The sequence below is a fragment of the Sphingopyxis sp. BE235 genome, from assembly GCF_031457175.1.
Taxonomy (GTDB): Bacteria; Pseudomonadota; Alphaproteobacteria; order Sphingomonadales; family Sphingomonadaceae; genus Sphingopyxis.
The window spans coordinates 71,989-98,527 of record NZ_JAVDWC010000001.1 but is presented as its reverse complement, the minus strand read 5'-3'; the positions used below and the strand labels follow the sequence as shown (position 1 = coordinate 98,527).

Annotated in this window: 23 protein-coding genes; 14 read left to right on the top strand and 9 right to left on the bottom strand. The window is 66.2% G+C overall.

From position 1 onward, the window contains the following. Positions 1-43 precede the first annotated feature (43 nt). The 7 genes from mnmG to J2X38_RS00435 all read left to right on the top strand — a co-directional run bounded on the left by mnmG (position 44) and on the right by J2X38_RS00435 (position 9,081). The gene (gene mnmG, locus J2X38_RS00465) at positions 44-1,912 is read left to right on the top strand and encodes a tRNA uridine-5-carboxymethylaminomethyl(34) synthesis enzyme MnmG (protein WP_310249950.1); all 1,869 of its coding nucleotides are present in this window, start codon (positions 44-46) and stop codon (positions 1,910-1,912) included. A gap of 165 nt (positions 1,913-2,077) precedes the next feature. Then, a complete protein-coding gene (gene rsmG / locus J2X38_RS00460; RefSeq protein WP_310252644.1) occupies positions 2,078-2,728 on the top strand; it encodes a 16S rRNA (guanine(527)-N(7))-methyltransferase RsmG in 651 nt (216 codons plus the stop codon). Then, on the top strand, positions 2,725-3,507 hold the full coding sequence (locus J2X38_RS00455) for a ParA family protein (protein ID WP_062186227.1): 783 nt from the start codon (positions 2,725-2,727) through the stop codon (positions 3,505-3,507). Before rsmG ends, J2X38_RS00455 begins: the two co-directional genes overlap by 4 nt. Further along, the gene (locus tag J2X38_RS00450) at positions 3,508-4,473 is read left to right on the top strand and encodes a ParB/RepB/Spo0J family partition protein (protein ID WP_310249945.1); all 966 of its coding nucleotides are present in this window, start codon (positions 3,508-3,510) and stop codon (positions 4,471-4,473) included. A gap of 308 nt (positions 4,474-4,781) precedes the next feature. Further along, positions 4,782-5,279, top strand: a complete 498-nt coding sequence (locus J2X38_RS00445; protein ID WP_058539286.1) for a DUF4402 domain-containing protein — start codon at positions 4,782-4,784, stop codon at positions 5,277-5,279. A 188-nt stretch (positions 5,280-5,467) separates the two neighbouring features. Then, positions 5,468-6,292, top strand: a complete 825-nt coding sequence (locus tag J2X38_RS00440; RefSeq protein WP_310249942.1) for a molecular chaperone — start codon at positions 5,468-5,470, stop codon at positions 6,290-6,292. Between the two features lie 17 nt (positions 6,293-6,309). Continuing rightward, positions 6,310-9,081, top strand: a complete 2,772-nt coding sequence (locus J2X38_RS00435) for a carboxypeptidase-like regulatory domain-containing protein (protein WP_310249938.1) — start codon at positions 6,310-6,312, stop codon at positions 9,079-9,081. Positions 9,082-9,214: 133 nt separating this feature from the next. Here the strand turns inward: J2X38_RS00435 and J2X38_RS00430 are convergent, their stop codons facing one another. Beyond that, the gene (locus J2X38_RS00430) at positions 9,215-10,177 is read right to left on the bottom strand and encodes a patatin-like phospholipase family protein (protein ID WP_310249935.1); all 963 of its coding nucleotides are present in this window, start codon (positions 10,175-10,177) and stop codon (positions 9,215-9,217) included. 226 nt (positions 10,178-10,403) lie between these two features. On the opposite strand from J2X38_RS00430, the gene J2X38_RS00425 reads away from it, so the two are divergent. The 4 genes from J2X38_RS00425 to J2X38_RS00410 all read left to right on the top strand — a co-directional run bounded on the left by J2X38_RS00425 (position 10,404) and on the right by J2X38_RS00410 (position 16,175). Beyond that, entirely contained in the window at positions 10,404-12,248 is a 1,845-nt protein-coding gene (locus J2X38_RS00425; RefSeq protein WP_310249933.1) for a hypothetical protein, read from the top strand. A 66-nt stretch (positions 12,249-12,314) separates the two neighbouring features. After that, positions 12,315-13,850: an NAD(P)/FAD-dependent oxidoreductase gene (locus tag J2X38_RS00420; protein ID WP_310249930.1), complete on the top strand. Its 1,536-nt coding sequence runs from the start codon at positions 12,315-12,317 to the stop codon at positions 13,848-13,850. Between the two features lie 25 nt (positions 13,851-13,875). Further along, the gene (locus J2X38_RS00415; protein ID WP_058539391.1) at positions 13,876-14,307 is read left to right on the top strand and encodes a GtrA family protein; all 432 of its coding nucleotides are present in this window, start codon (positions 13,876-13,878) and stop codon (positions 14,305-14,307) included. After that, complete coding sequence (locus tag J2X38_RS00410; protein WP_310249925.1) at positions 14,304-16,175, top strand: hypothetical protein; 1,872 nt, start codon at positions 14,304-14,306, stop codon at positions 16,173-16,175. Before J2X38_RS00415 ends, J2X38_RS00410 begins: the two co-directional genes overlap by 4 nt. Before the next feature lie 4 nt (positions 16,176-16,179). Here J2X38_RS00410 and msrB read toward each other — a convergent pair whose 3' ends face one another. From msrB to J2X38_RS00390, 4 genes are all read right to left on the bottom strand, one after another. Beyond that, on the bottom strand, positions 16,180-16,665 hold the full coding sequence (msrB, locus tag J2X38_RS00405) for a peptide-methionine (R)-S-oxide reductase MsrB (protein ID WP_058539292.1): 486 nt from the start codon (positions 16,663-16,665) through the stop codon (positions 16,180-16,182). A 43-nt stretch (positions 16,666-16,708) separates the two neighbouring features. After that, positions 16,709-17,959 (bottom strand): cytochrome P450, encoded by a 1,251-nt coding sequence (locus J2X38_RS00400; RefSeq protein WP_310249922.1) that lies wholly within the window; start codon positions 17,957-17,959, stop codon positions 16,709-16,711. A 90-nt stretch (positions 17,960-18,049) separates the two neighbouring features. Next, positions 18,050-19,342 (bottom strand): ABC transporter permease, encoded by a 1,293-nt coding sequence (locus J2X38_RS00395; protein ID WP_310249919.1) that lies wholly within the window; start codon positions 19,340-19,342, stop codon positions 18,050-18,052. After that, entirely contained in the window at positions 19,339-20,295 is a 957-nt protein-coding gene (locus J2X38_RS00390; RefSeq protein WP_310249915.1) for an ATP-binding cassette domain-containing protein, read from the bottom strand. Before J2X38_RS00390 ends, J2X38_RS00395 begins: the two co-directional genes overlap by 4 nt. Before the next feature lie 66 nt (positions 20,296-20,361). Between J2X38_RS00390 and queG the strand changes: the two genes are divergently transcribed. Beyond that, positions 20,362-21,426 (top strand): tRNA epoxyqueuosine(34) reductase QueG, encoded by a 1,065-nt coding sequence (gene queG / locus J2X38_RS00385; RefSeq protein WP_310249912.1) that lies wholly within the window; start codon positions 20,362-20,364, stop codon positions 21,424-21,426. A 20-nt stretch (positions 21,427-21,446) separates the two neighbouring features. On the opposite strand, the gene J2X38_RS00380 is transcribed toward queG, so the two are convergent. Continuing rightward, on the bottom strand, positions 21,447-21,824 hold the full coding sequence (locus J2X38_RS00380) for a hypothetical protein (protein WP_058539297.1): 378 nt from the start codon (positions 21,822-21,824) through the stop codon (positions 21,447-21,449). Further along, positions 21,821-22,504 (bottom strand): EI24 domain-containing protein, encoded by a 684-nt coding sequence (locus J2X38_RS00375; RefSeq protein ID WP_310249909.1) that lies wholly within the window; start codon positions 22,502-22,504, stop codon positions 21,821-21,823. Before J2X38_RS00375 ends, J2X38_RS00380 begins: the two co-directional genes overlap by 4 nt. Positions 22,505-22,613: 109 nt before the next feature. Between J2X38_RS00375 and J2X38_RS00370 the strand changes: the two genes are divergently transcribed. Together J2X38_RS00370 and J2X38_RS00365 are read left to right on the top strand one after the other, a co-directional pair. Next, the gene (locus J2X38_RS00370) at positions 22,614-23,612 is read left to right on the top strand and encodes an adenosine kinase (RefSeq protein WP_058539299.1); all 999 of its coding nucleotides are present in this window, start codon (positions 22,614-22,616) and stop codon (positions 23,610-23,612) included. Positions 23,613-23,668: 56 nt separating this feature from the next. After that, the gene (locus J2X38_RS00365; RefSeq protein WP_310249906.1) at positions 23,669-23,926 is read left to right on the top strand and encodes a hypothetical protein; all 258 of its coding nucleotides are present in this window, start codon (positions 23,669-23,671) and stop codon (positions 23,924-23,926) included. A gap of 3 nt (positions 23,927-23,929) precedes the next feature. Here J2X38_RS00365 and J2X38_RS00360 read toward each other — a convergent pair whose 3' ends face one another. Beyond that, complete coding sequence (locus J2X38_RS00360; protein WP_310249904.1) at positions 23,930-25,462, bottom strand: lipopolysaccharide biosynthesis protein; 1,533 nt, start codon at positions 25,460-25,462, stop codon at positions 23,930-23,932. A gap of 76 nt (positions 25,463-25,538) precedes the next feature. Beyond that, a complete protein-coding gene (locus J2X38_RS00355) occupies positions 25,539-26,531 on the bottom strand; it encodes an NAD(P)H-dependent glycerol-3-phosphate dehydrogenase (RefSeq protein WP_310249900.1) in 993 nt (330 codons plus the stop codon). Between the last annotated feature and the right edge of the window lie 8 nt (positions 26,532-26,539).

Genomic DNA, 26,539 nt, shown 5'->3' with positions numbered 1-26,539 from the left:
CGGTGGATTCGACGCGCGCTTTGCGGTAAAGGCCGCACCAATCATGCAGAATGAAGCAATTTTCGATGTCATCGTCGTTGGCGGTGGGCACGCCGGAACCGAAGCCGCTGCGGCGGCGGCGCGGCTCGGCGCGCGCGTCGCGCTCGTAAGTTTCGACCCCGCACTGATCGGGACGATGTCGTGCAACCCCGCGATCGGCGGGCTCGGCAAAGGTCATTTGATGCGCGAGGTCGATGCGCTCGACGGCTGGATGGCGTGCGCCGCCGACAGCGCGGCGATCCATTATCGCATGCTCAACGCATCGAAGGGCGCGGCGGTGCAGGGGCCGCGCGTCCAGACCGACCGCAAACTCTATCGCGCGGCGATTCAGAAATTGCTCGCGGCAGAGGGCGGCATCACCGTCGTGGCGGGCGAGGCTGCGGCGCTGCGGCTGTCGGAGGATGGGTGCGTCGCAGGACTCGATCTGGCCGACGGGTCCGCTTTGAGTGCGCGCGCGGTCGTGCTTGCAACGGGGACATTCCTCGGCGGACGGCTCTTCCGCGGCGAAGAGCGGATGGAGGGCGGCCGCATCGGCGAGGCCGGCGCGCACCGACTCGCCGAGCAATTGCGCGCGGCCGACCTGCCGATGGCGCGGCTCAAGACGGGGACACCGCCGCGGCTCGACGGGCGGACGATCGACTGGGCGCGGCTCGAGGAGCAGCCGTCGGATGGCGCGGAAGGCGCGCGCTGGACCTGTTCCACGTGGAACGGCGAACGGACGGTGCCGCAGATCTTTTGCGCGATCACGCGCACCAATGCCCAAGCCCATGCGATCATCGCGGCGAATCTCGATCGCTCGCCGCTGTTCACCGGAGCGATAGGCGCGGCGGGACCGCGTTATTGTCCGTCGATCGAGGACAAGATCCACCGCTTTGCCGACCGCGACGGGCATCAGGTGTTTCTGGAGCCCGAGGGGCTCGACAGCTTTCTCGTCTATCCGAACGGGATATCGACCTCGCTTCCCGCCGACGTGCAACTCGCGATGCTGCGCACGATGGAGGGGCTCGAGACGGTCGAGATGGTCGTGCCGGGCTATGCGGTCGAATATGATCATATCGATCCGCGTGCGCTCGACCGGACATTGCAGGTGCGCGCGCTGCCGGGCCTCTGGTGCGCGGGGCAGATCAACGGAACGACCGGATATGAGGAGGCGGCGGCGCAGGGGCTGGTCGCCGGCGCGAATGCCGCGCTCGCTGTGCAAGACCGCGATCCGTTGATCCTCGACCGATCCGAATCCTATATCGGTGTGATGGTCGACGATCTGGTGCTGCAGGGCGTCACCGAACCCTATCGCATGCTCACCGCGCGGGCCGAATATCGGCTGCGCCTCCGCGCCGACAATGCCGTAACGCGGTTGACTCCGAAGGGGATCGCATTGGGGTTGGTGCGGCCCGCGACCGCCGCGCTGTTCGAAGCGCGGCAGGCCGAGCGGGCACGCGCAGAAGCCTTGCTCGATCGGCCGGTCGCGACCGCCGATTATGCCGCGGTCGGGCTGGCGCTTCCGGGCGACGGTATCGCCCGCCGGCGGATCGACCTGCTGCGCTATCCCGACATCACGATGGCGCGGCTTGTCATACTCGCACCCGAACTCGATTCAATCGATCCGACGATTCTGTCCGAGATCGCCGAGGACGCGCATTATGCACCCTATATCGCGCGGCAGGATGCCGAGCTGCGCGCGCTCGCGGCGAATGAGGCGATCATGCTCGATCCCGTGCTCGACTATGCCGCGATCGGCGGGCTGTCGCGCGAGATGGTCGAGCGGCTGACGAAGGCGCGCCCCGAGACGCTGGGGCAGGCGGCGCGGATCGATGGGGTAACACCCGCGGCGCTGACCGCGATCATGGTGCACAGCCGGCGGCGCGCGGCGTAATGGAAATTCAGAATATGATTCTCTTCCCGTCATTCCCGCGAAGGCGGGAATTCCGCTTTTAGTCCGACCCAAGCTCGGGTTTGGCGGTTTGCAGGGAATGGAAAGAGCGGGATTCTCGCCTTCGCGGGAATGACGAAGAAAGGGGACAGCTTGTCCGACGTCTCAATGCCATTGGAGAGTGAAGACGCCGCGCGCGCTTGGATTGGCGAAGCGTTCGCGCCGACACCGGATCAGTGGGAAAAGCTTGACCGCTTTGTTGCCAAGCTTGTTGCCGAGAACGACCGGCAGAATCTGATCGCTGCGTCGACAATCCCGACGATGTGGGTCCGGCATATTGCCGACAGCGCCCAGCTCTTGTCTTTCGATACGCGCGACGGTGACGGTCTCTGGATCGATCTCGGGAGCGGCGCGGGGTTGCCGGGGCTCGTTATCGCCATATTGAGTTCGCGCCCGATGCTGCTCGTTGAATCGCGCAAGCGGCGCTGTGATTTCCTGCGGACTGTCGCTGCGGAGCTGGGTCTGGCAAATGTCGAGGTCGTCGAGGCGCCTTTGGAACGGATCGAGATCCGGCCCGGAGCGACGATCAGCGCGCGTGCTTTTGCCCCGCTCGACAAGCTGCTCGACTTATCCGCCCGTTTTTCCACCGAAACGACGCGATGGTTACTGCCAAAGGGGCGAAACGCGGTTAAGGAACTGGCTTTGCTGCCCCAGCCATGGCAGAGAATGTTCCACGTGGAACAGAGCCGCACCGATGCCGAGAGCCAGATTTTGGTGGGTTCCGGAAAAATCGCGGCAAAACAGCGAGGAAAGCGATGATCCGCATTGCCGTGGCGAACCAGAAAGGTGGGGTCGGCAAGACGACGACGGCGATCAATCTGGCGACCGCGCTCGCGGCAACCGGCTGGCGCACGCTGATCATCGACCTCGATCCGCAGGGCAATGCGTCGACGGGGCTCGGAATCAAGCAGTCGCAACGCGAATGTTCGAGCTATGAGTTGCTACGCGGCGACGCGACGCTCGCCGAATGCGCGATCCCGACCGCGGTGCCGCGGCTCGATATCGTCACCGCGACGGTCGACCTCTCGGGCGCCGAGATCGAGCTGATCGAATTTCAGGACCGGCTGCACCGCCTGCAACAGGCGCTGTCGAGCGCCGAGGCGGGGCAGTGGGATATCTGCCTGATCGACTGTCCGCCGTCGCTCGGCATGCTGACGCTCAACGCGCTGATCGCGGCCGAATCGCTGATCGTGCCGCTGCAATGCGAGTTTTTCGCGCTCGAGGGGCTGAGTCAGCTGCTCACCACAGTCGAGCGCGTGCGCGAGCGCTTTAACCAGAAATTGTCGATCTTGGGCGTCGCGCTGACGATGTTCGACCGCCGCAACCGGCTGACCGATCAGGTGTCCGACGATGTGCGCGAGGTGCTCGGCCCCGTCGTCTTCGAAACGGTGATCCCGCGCAACGTTCGCCTGTCCGAAGCGCCGAGCCATGGCTTGCCGGCGTTGATTTACGATCATCGCTGCGCCGGATCGGCCGCCTATATCGCGCTCGCGCGCGAGCTGATCGACCGGCTTCCTAACGTCCGCAAGGCTGCATAAATGTCTGATAATAAAGACGAAACAGGATCGGAATCGACGCCCGCGCGCAAGCGACCTTCGGGGCTTGGCCGCGGGCTCAACGCGCTGTTCGGCGACGTCGCGGTCGAGGCACCGGTGCTCGCGACTCCCGGGGCGGCAGCGAAGGCGACGCCGGTAACGGGCGATTCGGTGCAGCATGTCCCCGTCGGGGCGATTCGCCCGCTGCCGGGCCAGCCGCGTCGCCATTTCGACGAAAATGCGATTGCCGAGCTTGCCGATTCGATCGGGCTGCGCGGATTGCTCCAGCCGATCATCGTCCGACGTTCGCCCGACGGCGAGGGGTTTCAGCTCGTCGCCGGCGAACGGCGCTGGCGCGCGGCGCAGCGCGCGGGGCTGCACCAGATTCCCGCGCTTGTGCGCGAACTCGACGATGCCGCGACTTACGAGATCGCGCTCGTCGAGAATATCCAGCGCCAGGACCTCAATGCGATCGAAGAGGCGAGCGCCTATCGCCGGCTGATCGAGGATTTCGGGCATAATCAGGAAGCGCTGGCGAAGCTGGTCGGCAAATCGCGGAGCCACGTCGCGAATCTGATGCGCCTGCTCGACCTGCCCGCGAGCGTGCAGACGCTCGTCGGCGACGGGTCGCTCGCGATGGGCCACGCGCGCGCACTGATCGGTGCCGACGGCGGCGAGGCGATCGCACGCCGCGTCGTCAAGGAAGGGCTGTCGGTCCGCGCGGTCGAGGCGCTGGTGCGCGCGGGCAAGGGGGGCGATGCGCCGCGCAAGGCACCGGTCGAATATAAGAGCGCCGACGGCGGCCGCGATCCCGACATCGTCGCGGTCGAGCGGCATTTGTCCGAACTGCTCGGAATCGGTGTCGCGATTCATTATGCCGGCGAGGGCAAGGGCGCACTGACGCTGAAATTCGCATCGCTCGATCAGCTCGATATGATCTGCCAGCGGTTGTCGGGCGAGGGGATTTGATCGCCATGATGAAAGACGGGCGAATCGATTTGAAACGGCTCTGACGGGCTCCTCGCGATTCTGCCCCGCGCTCACCCGATTTGTGCCAGTCCGGGCCGTTAATGAACGAAACAGAGTCCCTACAACCCGCCGAAAATGAATGTAAATCATTGATTTATATTGTTTATTTTGCGTACCGCGGGTCAATCCCTATTGTGCCGTTAACCAAGCTTGCTGGCAAAGCCTGAACAGGTCGCCCTCTAAACAGGTCGCCGAATGGGGTGGGATTTCCATTCGAGTTTTAGACCGAATTCAAGGGACCAAATCATATGCGCAACTATGGAATGAAGCGCGCCCTCGCGGGCGCCGCGATTGCTGCCCTCGCCATGAACGCCTCGGCGGCGCATGCGGCGTCGGCCACCGGCACGGCGACGGCCAAGATCCTGCGCCAGATCACGCTCACCAAGACCAGCGACCTGCAATATGCGACGATCATCAGCGGCGCGACCGCCTCGACCGTCGCAGTGTCGACCGCTGGTGCCGCGACCTGCGGCGCGGGCCTGACTTGCACGGGCACGACGACGGCGGGCAGCTATAACGTCCAGGGCACCAACGGTGCCGTGGTGCTGGTCGGCGGCGATTCGAGCGTGACGCTCAACGGCTCGCTCGGCGGCACGATGTCGTCAACGCTGACCTATTCGTCGCCGAACATCACGCTGGGCACGACCGGGGGCAGCTTTCAGGTCGGCGGCACGCTGAGCGTTGGCGCCAACCAGGCGTCGGGCGACTATTCGGGCACGTTCAATGTGACCGCGAACTACCAATAAGGTTGGGGGGCCTGGCGGGCCGAGATCCGCCAGCCGTTAAAATGGGGTCGCCGGACATCGTTCGGCGACCCCTTTTTTCGGCCGCGGTCCGCATAGTTAGCGAAATATCAACCATGTCGGTGCAGGCAGGATGCGACCATCGGGGCGGTGTGGGGCCGTTTCCCGGACGATTGTGGGGATCGTATCCAATGCTTCGCTTTTTGAAGGCCCTTGGCCTGTTCACTGCGGCTGCGCTCGGCGCCGCGGCATCGCCCGTGCTGGCGGCGGGCGACCTGCTCGTCGCGCCGACGCGCGTCATCCTCGACGGATCGCGCGGGACCGAAGTGGTGCTCAACAATATCGGCACCGAGCCCGCGACCTATCGCATCAGCCTCGAGATCAAAAGGATGACGGCCGAGGGCGGGCTCGACGAGATCGCCGAGGAGAATGTCACGGCGGCCGAGCGGACCGCGCTCGACATGATCGCGTTCAGCCCGCGCCGCGTCACCCTGCCGCCGAACCAGCCGCAGGTGGTGCGCGTCGGGGTGCGTTTGCCCGAAGGCACGCCGCCAGGCGAATATCGCGCGCATATGCTGTTTCGTGCGGTTCCCGACGCGGCGCCAGCGACTGCCGAGCCAAAGCCGGCAGGCGAGGGCGTGTCGATTGCGCTCACACCGATTTACGGGATTACGATCCCGGTGATCGTGCGCGTGGGCGACCTCGGTGCCGAAGCCGCGATCGGCGCGGCGTGGGTGAGCGAGACCCAGGACGGACCGGCGTTCAATTTCGACCTCGCGCGCACGGGCAACCGCTCGGTCTATGGCGATATCGAGGTGACGCGGCCGGGGACACCCGAGCCCTTGCTCGTCGCACGCGGCATCGCGGTCTATCCCGAGGTCGGCGCGCGCAAGGTGTCGCTGCGCGTTCCGGGGGAGCTCGCGGCGAAGCTGAAGGGGCCGGTGCGCATTCGCTACACAGAGGATCGCGAAGTCGGCGGCGGCACGATCGACCAGGCCGAGCGGGTGGTGAAATGATCGGATAAGCGGGGCGGATGATCCGCGCGGCGCTCTCGCGATGGAAACCGGCGATACTGGCCGGGCTGGCGCTGGTGGGGCTTGTTCCTGCCGGCGCCGAAGCCATTGAGAAAAAGCCTGTTTCCGTGGCGAGCGATAGCTGGGCGCCGAACGAGGATGACAGCTGGCTGTTCGACGTGCGCTCGGGGCAATATCGACTCGGCGACGGGGTACGCGGCTATCAGACGCCGCAGGGGATTTGCGTCGATCTGGGCGATGTCGTGCTCGCGCTCGATTTGGCGGTACGCGTCGACAAGAAGTTGCGCCGCGCAACCGGCTGGGTGTTCGACGAGCGGCGCAGCCTGACGATCGACCGCGACGCGGGCGAAGTGCGCGCGGCGAGCGAGAGTTTTCGGCTGAATGTGACGACGATCCGCGACACGCCCGCGGGCTGGTGCGTCGATCTCGATAGTCTTAATAGTTGGTTGGGTGTGCCGCTTGCTGCCGACCTGTCGAACGCGGTGCTGCGGATCGATTCGAAGGACAAGCTGCCGTTCCAGCTCGCCGCCGAACGCCGCGCGCGCGCCGCGGCGATCCGCCCGCAGGCGCAGTTCGACCTCGCGAGCCTGCCGCAGGCGGCGCGGCCGTATCAGGCATGGGCGACGCCGTCGGTCGATGTCGTCGCGTCGGCGGGCGTCGTGTCGGACAAGCGCGGCGGATCCTATGTCCAGGGACGTTACGAGATTTTTGCGGCGGGCGAGGTGCTCAGGCAGAGTTTCGACGCGCGGTTGTCGTCGGACAATGAGGGCGTGCCCGACAGCCTGCGGATGCGGCTTTACCGAACCGATCCGCAGGGGCGGCTGCTCGGGCCGCTGAAGGCGACGCACTATGGCGTGGGCGATGTCAGCCTGCTCTCGACCGGGATCGTCGCGGCGTCGGCGCCGGGGCGCGGCGCGGTGCTCACCAATCGCCCGATCGAGCGGCCCGACGCCTTCGACAAGACGACCTTTCGCGGCGATCTGCCCGGAGGCTGGGATGCCGAGCTGTATCGCAATGGGCAATTGCTCGCTTTTACGAACCCGAACGGCGATGGGCGATACGAATTCATCGATGTGCCGCTGCAATATGGCGCGAATCGTTTCGAAATCGTGCTGTACGGGCCGCAGGGGCAGGTCCGGCGCGAAATCCGGCAGGTGCAGGTGGGGATGGATTCGATCCCGCCGCAGCAGACCTGGTACTGGGCGGGCCTCGCGCAGGAAAATGCCGATCTGATCGAGTTCGGCGACCGGCGGCGCGGGGCGTTCCGGCGCGGCTGGCGCGGGACGATGGGGATCGAGCGCGGGCTCGATACACGCACGTCGGCGGCCGCCTATTTCCACAGCCTGCTGATCGAAAATGTCCGCTACAATTATGGCGAAGTCGCGCTGCGCCGCTCGATCGGGCCGACCTTGCTTGAGGTGGGCGGCAGCTATGCCGATAATGGCGGTTTGGCCGCGCGTGCGAGCTGGCTTGCGGCGTTCGGCGAAACCTATGTGCGCGCCGATGCGATGCGCGGGTGGGGCGGGTTCGTTTCGGATCGCTTGATCAATAATATCAACGGCATATATTCAGTATCGGTCGACCAGTCGGTCAAGCTGGGGCGCACGGTGCTGCCGCTGCATTTCGACGTGCGGCAGGTCGAACGATGGTCGGGGGTCGACAGCATCGAAGCCAGCGCGCGCGCGTCGGCGAGTTTTCGCGCGTTGACCTTTACCGGGCAGCTCGACTGGAGCCGGACCAAGGTGCCTATCGGCCCCGATCCGCCCGACAACCTCACCGCCAGCCTGCTCGCCAACGCCCGCATCGGGCGCGTTCGCGTCCGCGGCGAGGCGCGTTTTGCGCTGTCGGGCGCCAATGCCGATTCGCGCATGACGCTGATCGGCGAATGGGCGGGGAAGGGCGACGCCGAGTGGCGCACCGAGCTCGGCTATGATCGCGGACTCGATCGCGCGCGGGCGGGGATCGGATATACACGCCGTTTCAACAAGTTGCAGCTGACGGGATTCGGCGAGGTCGCGAGCGACGGATCGGTTGCGGCGTCGCTCGCACTCGCGTTCAGCTTCGGGCCGAGAACGAACGGCGGCTGGCGCGTGTCGAGCGAAAAGCTTGCGAGCCGCGGACAGGTGATCGCCGAGGTGTGGATGGACGAGAATGGCGACGGGGTCCGCCAGCCAAGCGAAGCCGCGCTGCCCGACGTGCCGCTGACCGCGGGCAACGCCTTTGTCGACGCCGCAACCGACAAGGCGGGGCGCGGTGCGATCGACGGGCTCGAACCCTTCCGGCCGGTGATGATCGGCATCGACGCCGGCAGCCTGCCCGATCCCTATGTCCAGCCCGCGCTGCCGGGGGTCGTGGTCACCCCGCGGCCCGGGGTTGCGACGCGCGTGTTGTTGCCGATGGCGGCGGCGGGCGAAATCGAGGGCACGCTGCGGCGCGACGGCGGCAATCCGATCGAGGGACTGGGTGTCGAACTCGTCGACGCCGAAGGCCGCGTGCGCGCGACGACGATCACCGAATTCGACGGTTATTTCCTGTTCGAGGGCGTCGCTTACGGGCGCTACACGGTGCGGCTGGGCAAGGCGTCGGCCGCGGCTCTGCGGCTCGACGGTGCGTTTACGGTGAGCGCGGCGCCCGGCAAGGCGACCCCGCGCGTGCGCTTGGGGACGTTGTCGCTGAAGCCGCTGCACCGCGACGTTGCGATACGTGACGGAGCGTTGCCCGGCAGCACCAGTGCGCGCGGGCCACCGGGCGAGGGGAATTGTAGTTGCTAGGCAGCTTTTAGGGGGTGGGGAACGGACATCTCCTCCTTTCGTCATCCCGGACTTGATCCGGGATCCATTAGCGCGACGGTAGCTATGGACCCCGGATCCAGTCCGGGGTGACGATGATAGAAGATGTCCGCCTTCAGCTCAGCAACGGCTCCAGCGCGTCCCATTCGCGGTCGACCGCGCGGCGGCCGGCGTCGATTGCGGCGCGGATTTTCGCGGGGCTGAATTCGAGCGTTTCGGCGACTTCTTCCTCAGGCTCGATGATGCGGATCGGGGCGAAGCGGTAGCGGGCGATCTGGACATCGAGCGGGCGGAGGATACGCGCGGCCTGCGCGCCGCCGATGCCTTCGTTCTGGAGCGCACGAAGCTGGCCCTCGCGCGCGGCGATCAGGTCGTTGATCAGCGCGGCGCCGGCGAGGTCGTTCGCCGATACTTCGGATTGCAATATATCGACGGCGCGCAGCCCGATTTTGATCAGATTGGGGAAGGTGCGCACCGGGCCGGGGCGCGGCGCGGGCGAGGCGCGCACCGCGATCACCCCGCGGGGGTTCATTTCGAGCGCGGAACTCAAGGGCGTCACGTCGCGCACGCCGCCGTCGACCCATTGTTCCTCGGTCCCGTCGCTCGCGCGCGTCTTGAGCGGGTCGAAAAAGAGCGGCATCGCGCAGCTGGCGTAAACCCAATTGTGGATGCCGGGCACGCTCTCGTCGATGCTGCGATAGGTGCCGGTCCCGAGGTTGACGACGCCGAGGAGCAGCTTGCGCCCGCTCGCGCGCAGTTTGGCGTCGTTCGCGAAGCCTTTGAGCAGGCGTTTGAGCGGCGCGGTGTCGTAGAGCGCATCCTCGCCGAGCAGCCCGCCGACGACGCCGAGCGGGCGCGACTTGTAGATCGAGCTGTTGCCGCGGATGCCGAGCCAGGCGTCGAGCAGCCCCGGCACATCGTCCTGCGCGACGCCGAGCGCCTGGATCGCGCCGGTCGATACGCCCGCGACGATGTCGAGACGAACGCCGCGATTGACGACGAGTTCGTGGACGACGCCGACCTGAAAGGCGCCTTTCGCGCCGCCGCCGCTCAATACGATTGCCAGACCGCCTGCCATGCCTGCGTCTCCTTGATCGGCGCCAGTTTACCGCAAGCCGGGCGCCGCCCCAAGTGGCGAAGCGGCGCGTCGCGCAGAAACACAGGATGCCGGTAACCGATTTTTAGCCATGATCGGCAGGGAAAGAGCCACCGCGCACGTCTATCGCTACCACGACATTAACCAGTCTTTAGCGCGCAATAGCTATGGAGAGCGGCGGGGCTGGATGTGGCCATAGGAGAGACGGATGGCCGCGACGGTGGCAAAAAAGCGCCATGATGCGGGTTCTGCCGCCGCGCTTTCGCCCGATCGGCTGGCGCTGATCCTGTGGCTGGGCTTCGCCGTGGCCAGCCTGTTTCTGCATCGCGACGCGATCGCGAACCTGGCCTTTTCCGATCCCGACAATGCGATGCGGCTGGCGCAGGTGCGTGACCTGGTTGGCGGACAAAATTGGTTCGACACGGCGCAATATCGCACCAACCCGGGCGGCGGGGGCGGGCCGACGCATTGGTCGCGGTTCATCGATGCGCCGATCGTTGTGCTGATCGATCTGTTCAGCCTGTTCGTCGATCCGCAAACCGCCGAGCGCTGGGTGCTGGCGATCTATCCGCCGCTGCTGGCGCTGCCGTTGCTGCTCGTCTTTTCCCGGATATTGCAGATTTTGGGCGACCGGCCGTTCGTCTTCATCGGCCTCGCGATCGCGGCGACGACGATCAGCTATCTCCATCATTTCGCCCCGCTCAATATCGATCATCACAATTGGCAGGTGTTGCTCTCGGTCATTCTTCTGTGGCTCGCGCTGCGGCCGGCGAGCTTCGCGAACGGATTATGGTCGGCGCTCGCGGCGAGCATCTATGTCGAGATTTCGCTGGAAGGATTTCCCTTCCTGGGTCTTTTCTGGGCGCTCTTTGTCTTCGACTGGCTGCGCGATCCGGCCAAGGCGAGCCGGCTCCGCGGTTTTTCGGCCGGGATGATCCTGCTCCCCGCGCTCTGGTCGCTGCCGTTCCGCGGTGCGGCCTATCTCTCGACCGCTTTTTGCGACAGCTTCTCCTTGCCCTATCTGCTTGCCACCGCCGCGGCCGGGGCGGTGTTCCTGATTGCTTTGACCGCGCCGCCCCGCTGGACCGCTTCGCTTGGCCAGCGCGTGTCGATCGTCGGGACAGCGGGGATCGTCTTTGCGGCGGGCTTTGTCCTGACGGGGACGGCTTGCCTGGCGGGGCCGTTTGGCGAACTCGAACCGCTTGTCCGCACCTATTGGTATGAACCGATTCTCGAAGGACGGCCTTTGTGGGAGCAGGTGCCCGCGCGGAGGGCGGCCTATATCCTTACCACTGTTATCGGCTTGGGAGCGGCCTTGTGGGCCTGGCACAGGGCGCGGGGTCGTCCCGAAGCCGAAAATTGGGGGCGCCTTGGCCTAATGATCCTGTTCGGCGCGATCATGGCGGTTCTGGTGATCCGCTCGCTCGCCGTGGCCCATGCCTATATGATCCCGGCGTTTGCCGCGCTCGCGCTGGCCTTTTGGCGCTGGGGAGATGCGGGGTCGAGCATTTGGCGCCGCCTGACCGGAACGCTGCTCCTTTTGCTGTCAATTCCGACGATTGCCATGGCGTTGGGTTTCAACCTTTCGTTGCTGAAAGCCGGGTCAGCGACGGCGGCGGCGAGCGGCAGCAACCCGGTCTGTCTGTCGCAAGGGCGTCCGGCGCTTGCCGGCGAACCTCCGGCGCTTCTCTTTGCATCGATCAATATTGCGCCGACCCTCTTGGTCAGCACGCCGCACAGCGTGGTGACAACGGGCCATCACCGCAACCATGCGACGATCAATCGCGTCCTGTCGGCCTTTCTCGCGCCGCCCGCCGCGGCGCGGCCTTTGGTCAGCGAGGGAGGGGCGCAATATCTGGTGTTCTGCGAGAATGACATCGCGCCTCTGGCGGCCGCCCGCCCGCATGGATTGGCTGCGCATTTGCTGCACCGTCAGCCGGTCGATTGGCTGGAACCACAACCCAGGCTCTCCTCGGGCTCTTTTCATGTGTATCGCATCGTCGCGTCCGCCCAGCAAAGCCCGCGGTTAGAGCGAAATCCTTCCTTCCATTAACCGTTTCTTATCCATGTTTCCTCCATTGCGACGGACAGCAATTTGCCTGTGTGGGGGAATATCGAAGTGACCAACGCCCAAGTGTCGAAAAGCCGTCCGACGAGCGCCGACGTCGCCATCATTGGCGCCGGTCCCGCGGGACTGACAGCCGCCTATCAGCTGACCCAGCAGGGGTACAGCGTGACGGTGATCGAAAAGGATCCGGTCTATGTCGGCGGGATCAGCCGCACGGTCGAGCATGAGGGCTTTCGCTTCGACATCGGCGGCCACCGCTTCTTTTCGAAGAGCCGCGAAGTCGTCGACCTGTGGAACGAGATTCTTCCCGACGATTTCATCGAGCGCCCGCGGATGAGCCGCATCTATTATGAGGGCAAATTCTATTCCTATCCGTTGCGCGCTTTCGAGGCGTTGTGGAACCTTGGCATCTTTCGCTCGACGCTGTGCATGGTCAGCTATGCGCAGGCGAAGCTGCTGCCGAACAAGAATGTCCGCAGCTTCGAGGACTGGACGATCAACCAGTTCGGGCGGAAACTCTATTCGATCTTTTTCAAGACCTATACCGAGAAGGTGTGGGGCATGCCGTGCGATGAAATGTCGGCCGACTGGGCGGCGCAGCGCATCAAGGGGCTTAGCCTCGGCGGCGCGGTGATCGACGGGCTGAAGCGCAGCCTCGGGCTTAACAAGCGCCCGAACGACGGCATGGCGACCAAGACCCTGCTCGAAACCTTTCGTTATCCGCGGCTGGGCCCCGGCATGATGTGGGACGCGGCGCGCGACAAGGTCGTCGCGGGCGGCAACCATGTGCTGATGGGCCACAGCTTCAAGCAGCTCACGCAGGATCAGAAGACGGGCCGCTGGCGGATGACCGCGACCGGCCCCGACGGCGATGTCGTGATCGATGCCGCGCATGTCATCAGCTCGGCGCCGATGCGCGAACTCGCGGCGCGTATCCATCCGCTGCCCGCGTCGGCGCTCAGCGCCGCGCCGAACCTCAAATATCGCGACTTTCTGACCGTCGCGCTCAAGATTCGCTCCGAGGATCTGTTTCCCGACAATTGGATTTATATCCACGACAGCAAGGTGCAGGTCGGCCGGGTGCAGAATTTCCGTAGCTGGTCGCCTGAAATGGTGCCCGACCCCGAACTCGCGTGCGTCGGCCTCGAATATTTCTGTTTCGAGGGCGACGGGCTCTGGGCGTCGAGCGACGAAAAACTGATCGCGCTGGCGACGAAGGAAATGGAAATCCTGGGTCTTTGCGATCCGGAAGATGTCGTCGGCGGCGCGGTGGTGCGGCAGGAAAAGGCCTATCCGGTCTATGACGATGATTATGCCAAGCATGTCGAGACGATGCGCAGCGAGCTGGAGGCGCGTTATCCGACGCTGCACATGGTCGGGCGTAACGGCATGCATCGCTATAACAACCAGGATCATGCGATGATGACCGCGATGCTGACGGTGCGCAACATCGTCGCGGGCGAAAAACTCTATGATATCTGGGGCGTCAACGAAGATGCCGAATATCATGAAAGCGGCACCGAGGGCGAGCAGGCGGCGCTGGCGTCGGTCCGCGAGGTTCCCACGCGCGTGGCGAAGGCCGCGTAAGCGCTTGGCCGGGGGGATCGGCGCCATGCTACCGGTGACCAGATTGATCGCGTCGGTGCGGCGCGGCGAGATTCGCTGGCTGAACTATCTGCTCGCGAGCGGGCTCGCGCTCGGCAGCGATGCGGGGCTCTTCCTGCTGCTGCTCGACGCCGGGCTGTCGCCCGTAACGGCCTCGGCGACGGGCTATTGCGCCGGGATTCTCGTGCACTGGCTGGTGTCGAGCCGGCTCGTCTTTGCCGACGGCGCCGCGGCGCGCGGCACCGGTGAACGCCAACGCCAGAAACTGCTTTTTGTCGGGTCGGCGCTCGTCGGTCTGGCTGTCACGACCGCGATCGTCGGCGGCGGCAGCGCGCTCGGCCTCGATCCGCGGCTCGCAAAGCTCGCGGCGATCATCGTCAGCTTTCAGACGACCTATTTGCTGCGCCGCCATATCGTGTTCCGGGCTGTCACGACATGAGCGACGCGTCCGCGCTTCCCGCGGGCGCGGAGCCATCCGTTCGCGCACCGGAATCCGGTGGCATCGTGCTGAGCCCGTGGTTCACCCCGGTCCGCATCGCGCTGATTATCTGGGGGGCGATGAGCCTCGTCGCGATCATCGCGAAATGGCAGGCAATCGGCGCGCTCGATCTGTCGGATACCGACGACGCGATGCGCATGGCGCAGGTCCGCGATCTCCTTGCGGGGCAGGGCTGGTGGGATCTCTCGCAATATCGCGTCAATCCGGCGGGCGGCGGGGTGCTGATGCACTGGTCGCGCGTCGTCGATGCGCCGCTGGCGGCGGGCATCTTGCTGCTGAAACCGTTGTTCGGGAAGGCGATGGCCGAACGGATCGTGATGACCTTGTGGCCGCCGCTGCTCGGCGCGGCGCTCAGCGTCGCCTGCGCGCTCGGTTATCGGGGTCTGTCCGACCGGCGGATCGCCTATGCCGTGCCGCTCTTCCTGATCATGTCGGGTTATATATTGGTGCAGTTCCGCCCGCTTCGGGTCGACCATCACGGCTGGCAGATTTTCCTCGCGATGCTGATCATGGCGCAGGCGCTGCGGCCCGCGACCTGGCAGGCGGGCCTGCTCGGCGGATTGTTCGCCGCGGCGCTGCTCGCGGTGTCGATCGAAGGATTGCCGATCGTCGCGCTGTTCGCCGGCCTTGCCGCCCTGCGCTGGGCGCTCCACGGACGCGCCGAGGATCGCACCCGGCTTTGCGGCTATATGGGCGCACTCGCGGGCGGCGCGCTGCTGCTCCAGTTTGCGACGCGCGGCCCCGAGGGGCTGCTCGGCAACTGGTGCGATTCGCTTTCGGCGCCCTATATGGCGGCGTTCATCGCCGCCGCCGCGGTGACTTTCGCGGCCGCGCGCGCCAAACCGGACCAGCCGTGGGTTCGCTTCCTGCTGCTGGGACTGGCCGGCCTGTCGGCGGCGGGGGCGCTGGTGTGGACCGAACCGCAATGCGCGAACGGCCCCTTTGCCGCGCTCGATCCGATCGTCGTGCAATATTGGTATCTTAATGTCCTCGAGGGCCAGCCCCTGTGGATGTCGCCGCCGTCCAGTGCGATCCACGTGCTCGTGCCATCGCTGATCGGTCTCGCCGGGTCATTGCTCGCGTGGCGGAGCTGCTCGGCGGCCATCCACCGCAGGAATTGGGCGACGATCATCGTTGCGCTGCTCGGGGCGGCGGCGCTGTCGCTGCTCGTCCTGCGCAGCGTTTCGACCGCACATGTCTTTGCGTTGCCGGGCTGCGCGTGGCTCGGCCTGCGCGCCTGGGCATGGGCGCGGACGATTCCATCGACCTTGTTGCGTATCCTTGCGTCGGCTGCCGCCGCGCTGACGCTGCCGCTGTTCGGCAGCATGGCGGTGGCAGCCGTGCTCGGGCTGGTGATCCCGTCGCTGAACGCCGAAGAGGACAAGGCCATCGAAGAGGTCGCCGCGGCAAATCCCTACCAGGAGGACTGCCTCAGTCCCGCGGCGATCGCCGAGCTGAACCGCCTGCCGACGACGACGATCCTGACCCCGATCGACCTGGGCGCGCCGGTGATTTTCTGGACGCACCACAGCCTGGTCGCGACGCCGCATCATCGCAACAAGGAGGCGATGGCGGACTCGATCCGCGTCTTTGCCGGTGACCCCGGACACGCCGAGGCGCTGGTCCGCAAGCAGGCGGCGACCCTGATCATATTTTGCCGGACCGCCAACGATTTCGCCAAATATCGCAGCGCGCGTAAAGATGCGCTCGCGGCGCAGCTCTACGCCGGAACGCCGCCCACGTGGCTCGAAGCGGTGCCGATCGCGTCGCGCGCCGGGCTGTCGGTGTGGCGGGTGAAGCCCGAGTAAAAGGTCAGGCGGGGCGGAAGGTCAGCGCCGCGCCATTCATGCAATAACGCTTGCCCGTCGGTTTCGGTCCGTCGTTGAAGACATGGCCGAGATGGCCGCCGCAGCGTTTGCAATGCACCTCGGTGCGCGCATAGCCGAGTTCATGGTCGGTCGATGTGCCGATTCCGCCCTTCAGCGGTGCCCAGAAGCTGGGCCAGCCGGTGCCGCTGTCGAACTTGGTCCGGCTCGAATAGAGCGGCAGCGCGCAGCCGGCGCAGTCGAAGGTGCCGGCGCGCTTTTCCTTGTCGAGCGGGCTGGTGAAGGGGCGCTCGGTCGCCGCTTCGCGCAGCACGCGATATTGCAGCGGCGACAGGCGCTTTTTCCATTCGGCATCGGAAAGCTGCCAACCGGCTTGTGCCTTCGGACGCGACGATTTGGCGAAAAGCATCGGTGCGCCGATGATGGCGCCGCCGAGCGCGAGTCCGCCGAGGAGATGACGACGTTCGATCATATCCTCGATACGTGCGCCGGGGCCGAAGGGTTACAAGCGCGCGTCAATATTTCTCGATCTGGACGGGGATCGACCGGAAACCGTGGACGAAGCAGGCGTGGACGCGCTCGGGGGTGCCCGTCACGGTCACGCGCATGCGCCGCGCCGCCATTTCCTCGAGCAGGATGCGCAGCTGCAATTCGGCGAGGCGGGCGCCGACGCAGCGGTGGACGCCATAGCCGAAAGACAGGTGCCGCCGCGCGTTTTCACGCGTCAGGTCGATGTCGTCGGCGTCGCTGAACACGCTTTCGTCGCGGTTCGCCGACAGATACCAGAGGATCAGCTTGTCGCCCTTGGCGATCTTGTGCCCGAACAGCTCGGTATCGGCGAGCGCGGTGCGGCGCATATGCGCGAGCGGGGTCTGCCAGCGGATGATCTCGCTGACCGCATTCGGAATCAGCGCCGGATCGGCCTCGAGCTTCGCGCGCTGCTCGGGATATTGGTCGAGACCGTAAGCGAGCCCCGACATGGTGTTGCGCGTCGTGTCGTTGCCGCCGACGATCAGGAGGACGAGGTTGCCGATGAACTCATATTTGTCCATGTGGCTCATCGCTTCGCTGTGCAGCATCATCGACAAGAGGTCGGGGGTTGGCGGCTGGTTCGCCTTTTCCATCCACAGGCGCTGGAAATAGACGAACGCTTCCTCGAGCACCGCGCGGCGCTGTTCCTTGAGCTCGGGTTTCTGCGCGAGTTCGACGTCGCCCATCCAGTCGGACCATTCGCTCAATTTGCGGCGATCCTCCCACGGGAAATCGAACAGGATCGCGAGCATCTGCGTCGTCAGTTCCATCGACACGCGGTCGACCCAGTCGAACGTCTCGCCCCACGGCAGGCCGTCGAGCACTTCGCCGGTGCGGTTCCTGATATCTTCGGACAGGCGCGTCATTTCGGCGGGGGTGAAGGCGGGGGCGACGGTGCGGCGCTGGTCGGTGTGCTGCGGCCGGTCCATCGCGATAAACATCGGCAGGCGGAAATCCTCGTCCTCGTCGCGTTCGAGGATCGTGATGCCGCCATATTCCCAAGAGGAGCTGTAGATGTCGGGCAGCGCCTCGACATGCTGGATCGCCTGGTGACTCGCGATATTCCAGTAAGGCCCGTGGACGCTGTCCTCGCACTTCACGATGCCGCCCAATTTGCGGAGTTTGGCGAAGGGCTCCTGCCAGCGATCTTCCGAATAGATCGCGGCGGGGCTCATGTCATAGGCGTGGGTGACAGGCTGGGGGGTGACAGGCTGGGGCTTCGCTGCAGTCGCCATCGGGGGGCCTCCTCTCTTTGCAAAGGACTCGCCGCGACGCTTGCCGCCGTCGGCGAAATCAGTTGCAGAATGCCACTGCTAACAGCTTTGTCAATGAGACTGGGACGAAGCGGCCTGCGCAGCCGCCGCGGCAGGCGCAACCGCTTTGTTACGGCTCCAGAATTTCCAGCCGCTGCCGCCGCTGAGCACGCCCGACCGGAACAGGCGCACCGACAGGAAGATGACGAGCGCGACCCAGATCGCCTGCCAGCCGAGCGCGAGCAAATGGACCGCCTTGGCATCGTCGGTCGCGGCGCGCGCAGCCATCGCAAGCGGTGAGGAGAAGGGGAAGATCTGGGCGAAATGCGCAAGGCCGCTGCCCGGTGCGCTCGCGGCGCCGGCCGACAGGCTGAACATGCCGACCTGGAAGATGGTGATCGGCAGGCTGAGCATCTGGATTTCGCGCACCGATCCCGCCTGCGCGCCGACACCGAGGAAGACCGCGCCGAGCAGGAGGAAGGACAGGATAAAATAGGCGAAACCGATGCCGAGGAAGAAAGGCCAGCCCGTCGCGGGCATCGAGACGAGCGCGGCGGTCGCCTTGCCGGCCTTGCCCGCGGCGGCGATCGCGGCGGGATCGACCTGCGTCGCGGCGATCAGCCCGCCGCCGATCGCGACGATCATCCAGAAGGCGATAAAGAGCACGGCGACGCCGAGCATGCCGAGCAGCTTGCCGAGAAAGACGCTTTCGAGCGGCACCGCGGCGGCGAGGATTTCGATGACCTTGTTGCCCTTTTCCTCGGCGAGCGAGCTTACCGTCTGGCCCGCCAGCAGCAAGGTCAGGAGGAAGATGATGAAGACCGCGCCGAAACCGAGCGACTGTTGCACCGCGATGCTGGTGCCGCCGCTCGACAGCGCTTCGAAATCGGGGGTGATGGATGGCATCGGCCCGGCGGCGCGCGCGCGCTGCACATCGCCCGCAAGCAGCGCGAGATAGCGGCCCGCGCTGCTCCCCTTCTCGCGCTCGACGATGCGGGGGGCGGTCAGGGGGCCGCTCATGACGGCATAGGTGTCGCTGCCCTTTTCGCGTGCGATCGCAACGGGATCGCCGTTGGCGGGGCTGGCGATCCGGATATCGAGCGGTGCGGGTTCGCGGGTCATTCCAGTCCGGAGGCGCTGATCGGAGGCCCGAAGCGCCTCGATATCTGCCGGATCGGCGACGACGACGATGCGGCCGGCGCCGCGCGCGCTGTCGGCAAGCTGCGATGCGCCCATGCCGCCGGCGAGCCCCATCGCGACCATGAACAAGGGGGCAAGCAGGAAGAGGAGAAAGGTCGGGGTCGCGACGATCGCGAGAAAGTCGCGCCGCGCAACGACGAACATGCTGCGGATGAAGGGGGTCATGCGCTGGCCTCCTCTACGGCGTCCTCGGTTGCATCGGCGTCGAATCCCGCGTCGACCTGGCGAACGATATGGACAAAGGCGTCGTGGAGTGCGGGGCGGCTGATCGACAGGCCGGTGACGCCATGACCGCTCGCGGTGATGCGCGCGAGCAACGGCTCGACATCGGCGTCCTGAATCGCGAAATGCCAGGCATCGCCGCGCAGTTCCGCGCCCGCCGGGAGATTTGCGGCAACCGCGGCGGGATCGCCCGCGGTTCGCGGCGTGTAGCGCACCTGCATCGGCAGCAGCGCGCGCGCCTCGTCGACCGTGCCCTCGAAGCGGCGCGCCGAGCGCGCGATGATCGCGATGCGGTCGCAGAGGCGTTCGGCATGCGCCATGACATGCGTCGAGAAGAGGATCGTCGCGCCGCGGTCGCGCTCGCGCCGCACGAGCATTTCGAGCCGTTCCTGATTGACGGGGTCGAGCCCCGAAAAGGGTTCGTCGAGTACGATGAGGTCGGGGGCGTGGACGATCGAGCCGATCAGCTGGATCATCTGCGCCATGCCCTTCGACATTTTGCGGATTTTTTCGTCGATCACGCGTTCGAGCCCGAGTTCGGTCATGAATCCCGCGGCGCGGCGGCGCCCTTCGGACCAGTCGAGCCCGCGCAGCGCGCCCATGAAGGCGATCGCCTCGCGCGCTTTCATGCCCGGATACAGCCCGCGTTCCTCGGGAAGATAGCCGATCCGGTGGCGTACCGATTGCGGCCGCTGCCCGCCGAAGAGACGGCTTGTGCCCTCATCGGGGTCGATGATGCCGAGCGTCATGCGCAGGCTCGTCGTCTTGCCCGCGCCATTGGGACCAAGCACGCCATAGATGCTGCCCGTCGGCACCGCGAGGGACACATGATCGACCGCTTTGTAATTGCCGAAATATTTGGTGAGGCCATTCGCCTCGACGCTGAAATCGCTCAAACCCGGGTCCCCAATCTTGGCTCACCAAACTATGGCACGGCAAGGCCGCTCGCGTATAGAGCGGCAATGGTTGCCGAAGCCTTGCCTCTGGAAACGCCTCTCCTCGAAGAACGGCTCGAAGCCGTCGCGCGCGCGCATGGTTTCGCGGCGTTCGGGATCGCGCATGCCGATGCGGCGCCTGAGACCGCGGCGCGGCTCGACCAATGGCTCGCCGAGGGGCGCCACGGCGACATGATCTGGATGGAAAGCCGTGCGGAACAGCGCGGATCGCCCAAGGGACTGTGGCCGGAGGTCAAATCGGTGATCGCGCTCGGCATGAGCTATGCCCCGGCGCTCGATCCGCTGGCGCTCGCCGATCATCCGGGTCGCGGGCGCATCTCGGTCTATGCGCAGGGCGGCGATTATCATGACGTCGTCAAAAAGGCGCTGAAAGCGGTCGCGCGCTGGCTGGTGGCGGAGGTGAAGGACGCCGAGGTCAAAGTGTTCGTCGACACCGCGCCGGTGATGGAAAAGCCGCTGTCGGCGGCGGCGGGGCTCGGCTGGCAGGGCAAGCACACCAACCTCGTCAGCCGCGATCATGGCAGCTGGCTGTTCCTCGGCGCGATCTACACGACGCTGGAGCTGGGGCCGTCGAGGCCGGGCCGCGATACGTGCGGCAGCTGTTCGGCGTGTCAGGACGCGTGCCCGACGCAGGCTTTTCCGGCGCCGTACCGGCTCGATGCGCGGCGCTGCATCTCGTATCTGACGATCGAGCATAATGGCCCGATCCCGGTCGCGCTGCGGCGCGGGATCGGGAACCGCATCTATGGCTGCGACGACTGTCTTGCGGCGTGCCCGTGGAACAAATTCGCCGAAACCGCGCACGCGCATCGCGCCTTTCTGCCGCGTGCCGAACTGGTCGCGCCGTCGCTTTCCGACCTGCTCGCGCTCGACGATGCCGATTTCCGGCAGGTGTTCGCGGGGTCGCCGATCAAGCGGATCGGGCGCGGGCGGATGGTGCGCAATGCCGCGATCGCGGCGGGGAACAGCGGGGATGTCCGTTTTGTGCCGGTGCTCGAACGACTGGCGAAGGATGAATCGCCGATGGTCGCCGATGCGGCGCTCTGGGCGCTCGCCGAACTGGCGTCATGACGCCTGACAAGGGTTGGCGATCAGCGCCGGAACGACTGGGCGCAGCTGTTCACTTCGGCGTTGCGGCCATCGGGGGTGCGGGCATCGACGTGCGTCGCGACGGGATTCGCGCCCGCGCGCGGGGCGTAGAAATAGACATCGAGGATGCAGTTCGACCCGGCGAATTGCAACTTGCGGCCGGCGCCTTCGGTGACGTCGAGGTGCGGCTTGCCGAACATCCGGCCGATCGCATCGGCGCTGTTGCCGATCAGCGCATTATTCTGCACCGGCCGGACCACCGTTGTCGGCGGCGGGGTTGCCGCGGATGGGGTTGACGGGCGCGGGATCGCGGGGCCGGCGCACGCGCCGAGCGTCAAAGCGAGACCGGCGATGGCGGCCAGGCGGCGGTTTTCGATCATCTTTTCTGGTCCCCATTGCGCAGATGCAGCATGTGTACGGCCATAGCCGCGCTCAGAATCGGCGCCAATAGATTGGCGATGGGTACCACGAAGCTTGCGGCAGACAGCAGCCCGAGCGACCAGCGCGCCGGCCGGTCGAGCCGTGGACGATCCGGATGGCGCGCGAGCACCATCGCCTCAAGATCGCGGCCGAGCAGCAATGCGTTGACGAGCAGGGCGAAGATCGGGGTTCCGATACCGGTGACGAGCAGCAGGATGTAGACCGGCAGCGCGAGCAGATTGCCGCCGATCAACCGAACCAGCGAAGCCAGCGCGAGGCCGATATTCTGGCGCCAGCCGACATCGACGGCGCGCCGGGCGGCGGCGGGGTAGTGGCGCCCCTCGACATCGGCGACGATGCCGTCGGCGAACAGGCCGACGACGACGATCGCAACGGCGCGGAAGAGCAACCAGCTTCCCGCAATGATGACCAGAACGATCACTATGCCCGCCATGTCGAGTTGCGCTTTGTCGAGCCACTTCCAGTGCGCCAGTGCCCAGCGGGTCGCGAAAAAGATCGCGGCGCCCGAAACGGCGAGGAGCAGGAGCGTGAGCGCGAGGCTTTGCGCCAGCACGCGCATCACGCGGGGCTGCGGCAAGTCCCTTAGCGCGAGCAGAAAAGCATGAACGGCGCGGGCCATGGTCCGGGGATGGTGGCCGTCGCGGCGCGGGTCAAGCGTTATGCTTGCCTTGGCGGGCCCCGCCGCCTAAGGCGCGCGGCAGCTTTTTCCACGCATCACAGGATTTTTCATGGCCTCCACCGCCCGTTTCGACGTTGTCGCCATCGGCAACGCCATTGTCGACGTCATCGCCCGCGCCGACGATGCGCTGATCACCGCCGAAGGTCTGACCAAGGGGTCGATGCGGCTGATCGACGCCGAAGAAGCCGAACGGCTTTATGCCGCGATGGGACCCGCGATCGAAATGTCGGGCGGTTCGGCCGCCAATACATTGGCGGGCATGGCCGCGCTCGGCCAGCGTTGCAGCTTTATCGGGCAGGTCGCCGACGATCAGCTCGGCCATGTTTTCACGCACGACCTGCGCGCGCTTGGCGTCGCTTATGAAACCCCGCCGCTCAGCGAAGGCGCGCCGACCGCGCGCTGCCTGATCCTCGTCACCCCCGACGGCCAGCGCACGATGAATACCTTCCTCGGCGCGAGCCATCTGCTCGATCAGGCAATGATCGACGAAGCGTGGATCGCCGATTCGGAGATTCTCTATCTCGAAGGCTATTTGTGGGATCCCGAGCTGTCGCGCGCAGCGATGCGGCGCGCGATCGACGTGTCGCGCGCGGCGGGACGCAAGGTCGCCTTCACGCTGTCGGATGCGTTCATCATCGACCGTCACGGCGCCGATTTCCGCAAGCTGATCGCCGAGGGGCTGTTCGACATCCTCTTCGCGAACGAGGTCGAGATTTGCGCGCTCGCCGAAACCGACGATTTCGAAGCAGCCGTCGCCGCCGTCGCGGCGCAGGTGCCGCTGCTCGTCGTCACGCGCGGCTCGCACGGCGCGATCGCGCTGACCGGCGGCACGCGCACCGAAGTCGGCGCCGAGCCGATCGACACGGTCGTCGACACCACCGGCGCGGGCGACCTGTTCGCCGCGGGTTTCCTGTCGGGACAGGCGCAGGGCCGTCCGATTGCCGATTGCCTGACGATGGGCGCCGTGTGCGCGCGCGAAATCATCGCGCAGGTCGGTCCGCGCGCGCAGACCGACCTCAAGGCGAAGATCGCCGAACGGCTGGGATAGGAACCTTCGTCGGCCATGAAGCGTCCTATGCGCCAGACAGCATGGGAGAGATTCTTATGGCCGACGAAATTCACGAGACGCGCGATCCCGACGGGACGACGCACACGACCACGGTGATCGACCGCGAACCGCGCCGTCGCGGCGGGTTTGGGATGGGGCTGATTTTCCTCGTCGCGATTCTGGTCGCGGCCTTTTTCGCCTTCCAGTTCCTCGCCAACGACAAGGCGCAGAGCGGCGCGGTCAGCGAAGCGGCGCAAAAGGTCGGCGATGCCGCCGAGAATGTCGGCGACGCGGCGCAGAAAGCGGTCGATTAAGGATCAGCCCGCGGGCGCCGCGGCGGGTTCGGGGTGTTTCCTGAACAGTTCGCGGTCCGCCGGGCCGAAGCCGCGTGTCCAGATCAGCCACCCATAGACGCCGAGAATGAAGGGCACGCCGATCAGGAGCTCGGCCCATTCGGGAAGCTGCGTCGCGCCATAGCCGAGGATGGTCGCGCCCGCGGTTGCCCAGACGAGCGCCCAGCGCAGGCTGTTCACCGGCGCGCCGAGGATGCGCGCAAGCAGTCGTGCCTTCACCAGCGACGCAAATCCGAGTGCGAGCATCAGCGCGAGCGCGACGGCGCCGGCGTAATAGATCGGCGGCAGGCCCATCGATTTGGCGATCAGGATCAGCGCGACGCTGAGCCCCGCCTGCAGCGCGAGCGTCGCGATGCTGATGAGCAAATTGCGGTGGCGCGCGACATAGACGAGCGCCGCCTCGCTGACGACCGCGGTTGCGGCGACGACCTCGGCGGCCAGCAGGAAGGCGAGCGCGGCGGTGCCGCTGACGAATTCGGGGCCGACGAGCCCCATCACCGCTTCGCCCGGAATGCCGAGCGCGAGCGCGACGCCGGCCTGCGCGGCGATGATCCAGAAACCGACCTGACTCACTTGTGCCGCCACGGCGGCAAGCCGCTTTTCGGCGAGATTTCGCGTGATGACGGGGCCAAGGATCGGCTCGAAGCTGGTCTTGAGCTTTTGCGGCAGCGAGGCGACCTGCTGCGCCATATAATAGATGCCGTAGATCGTCGGCGAAGTGAACTGGCCGAGAATGAACAGATCGAGGCGCCGCGTGCCCCATTCGATCGCGTCGGCGGCGGCGAGCGGTGCGTTGCGCCGCGCAACTGCGATCAGGTGCGCGGGATGCGGTTGCCATCCCCGCGGTCCGCCATAGTGACGCAGCATGGGGACTAGCGCGGTGAGGAAGGCGCCGAGCATCGCGGCGGCATAGGAGAGCATCAGCCCGTCGCGCTTCGACACGAAGAAGAATCCGGCGGCGGCGATACTGATCACCCACGGCTCGACCACCGCGCGCGCGCGAACGGTGGCGCCGACGTCGAATTTATACGCGCAGGCGGCGAGCGCGATATCGGTGCCCGCGATCGCGAAGACCAGCAGCGCCATCCAGCGATCGGCGCTGTCGATGCCGCCCGACGGGAACATCAGTTGCGGCAGCAGCACCAGCAGCAATGACCCGGCCGCCGACGCGACAAAGGCGACGAACATGCCGTCCCATACGACGGTGCGCTGGTCGGCGCCGGGCGCGCTGAGCTGTTCGGCGAGGCCGCGCTTGAGCCCGAGCGTCGCGAGCTGCGCGACCAGCTCGATGACGAGCACGGCGAAAGCGAAACGCCCGACCGCCTCGGGCCCGTACCAGCGGCCCGCGACATAGAGGAAGGGCAGGCGCGCGACGAGGCGCAGGATGAAGCCAAAGAAATTGGTGCGTCCGCCCTTGGCGAGCGCGGCCGTGTCGGCATCGCCCGGGGGCGTGCCGGGAGGTGAAGAGGGCGCGGCTGCGCTGTCCGTCTGGCTCAAGCCTTCCGCCCCTTCTGCTTTGCCCTGACCGTCAGTCTAGCGTGGCCGGGGAGTGCAGGCAATTGTGCGAAGATATTCATCGCCCTTCGGGTCGCAGCGGGCGGCTGAGCAAGGCCTGAATGGCGTCGGTGACGCGCGTTTCGCCGGCAACCAGCCGCGCCACGGTGTCGGTGATCGGCATGTCGATCCCGTCGGCGCGCGCTGCGGCTGCGACCACGGGCGCGCTGAACGCCCCTTCGGCGACGGTGCGGCGGTCGGCCATCAGTATCTCGGCTGCCTCACCGCGCCCGAGCCCCTGGCCGAGCGCGAAGTTGCGCGAGTTCGATGAAGTGCAGGTGAGGACGAGGTCGCCGAGGCCCGCGAGGCCCGCCAGCGTTTCGGCCTGCGCGCCGCGCGCGAGTCCGAAGCGTGTCATTTCGGCAAAGCCGCGGCTGATGAGTGCGGCGCGCGCGTTGAGCCCGAGCCCGGCGCCGTCGACGATACCGCACGCGATCGCGAGGATATTCTTGACCGCGCCGCCGATCTCGGCGCCGATGACGTCGGTCGACACATAGGGGCGGAAATGCGGGCGTGCGAGCGCCTGCGCTATCCCGGCCGCGAGATCGGCGTCGGCGGCAGCGAGGGTGATCGCGGTCGGCAGACCCGCGGCGACTTCGTGCGCGAAGGTCGGGCCGGAGAGCACGGCATGCGGCCGCGACGGCGCGAGATCGCGCGCCATGTCGATCGGAAAGGCGAAGCTGCCCGCCTCCATGCCCTTGCTGCAAAAGATCAGCGGCGCGTCGCCCGGCGGCAGTTCGGCGAGCACCGCGCGCAGGAAAGGCACGGGGACGACGACGAGCAGCGCGTCGAGATCGGCCATATCGGCAAGCGCGCCGGTCGCGGTCAGCGAGGGCGAGAGCGCGGCGCCGGGAAGGAAAACCGGATTGCGATGCTCGGCGTTGATTGCCGCGACGATATCCTCTTCGCGCGCCCACAGACGGACGGGGGCGCCATCGGCGGCGAGAAGCTGCGCGAGCGCGGTGCCCCACGCGCCGCTGCCGATCACGCCGAATCTGGCATATGACGTCATGCTTTCAC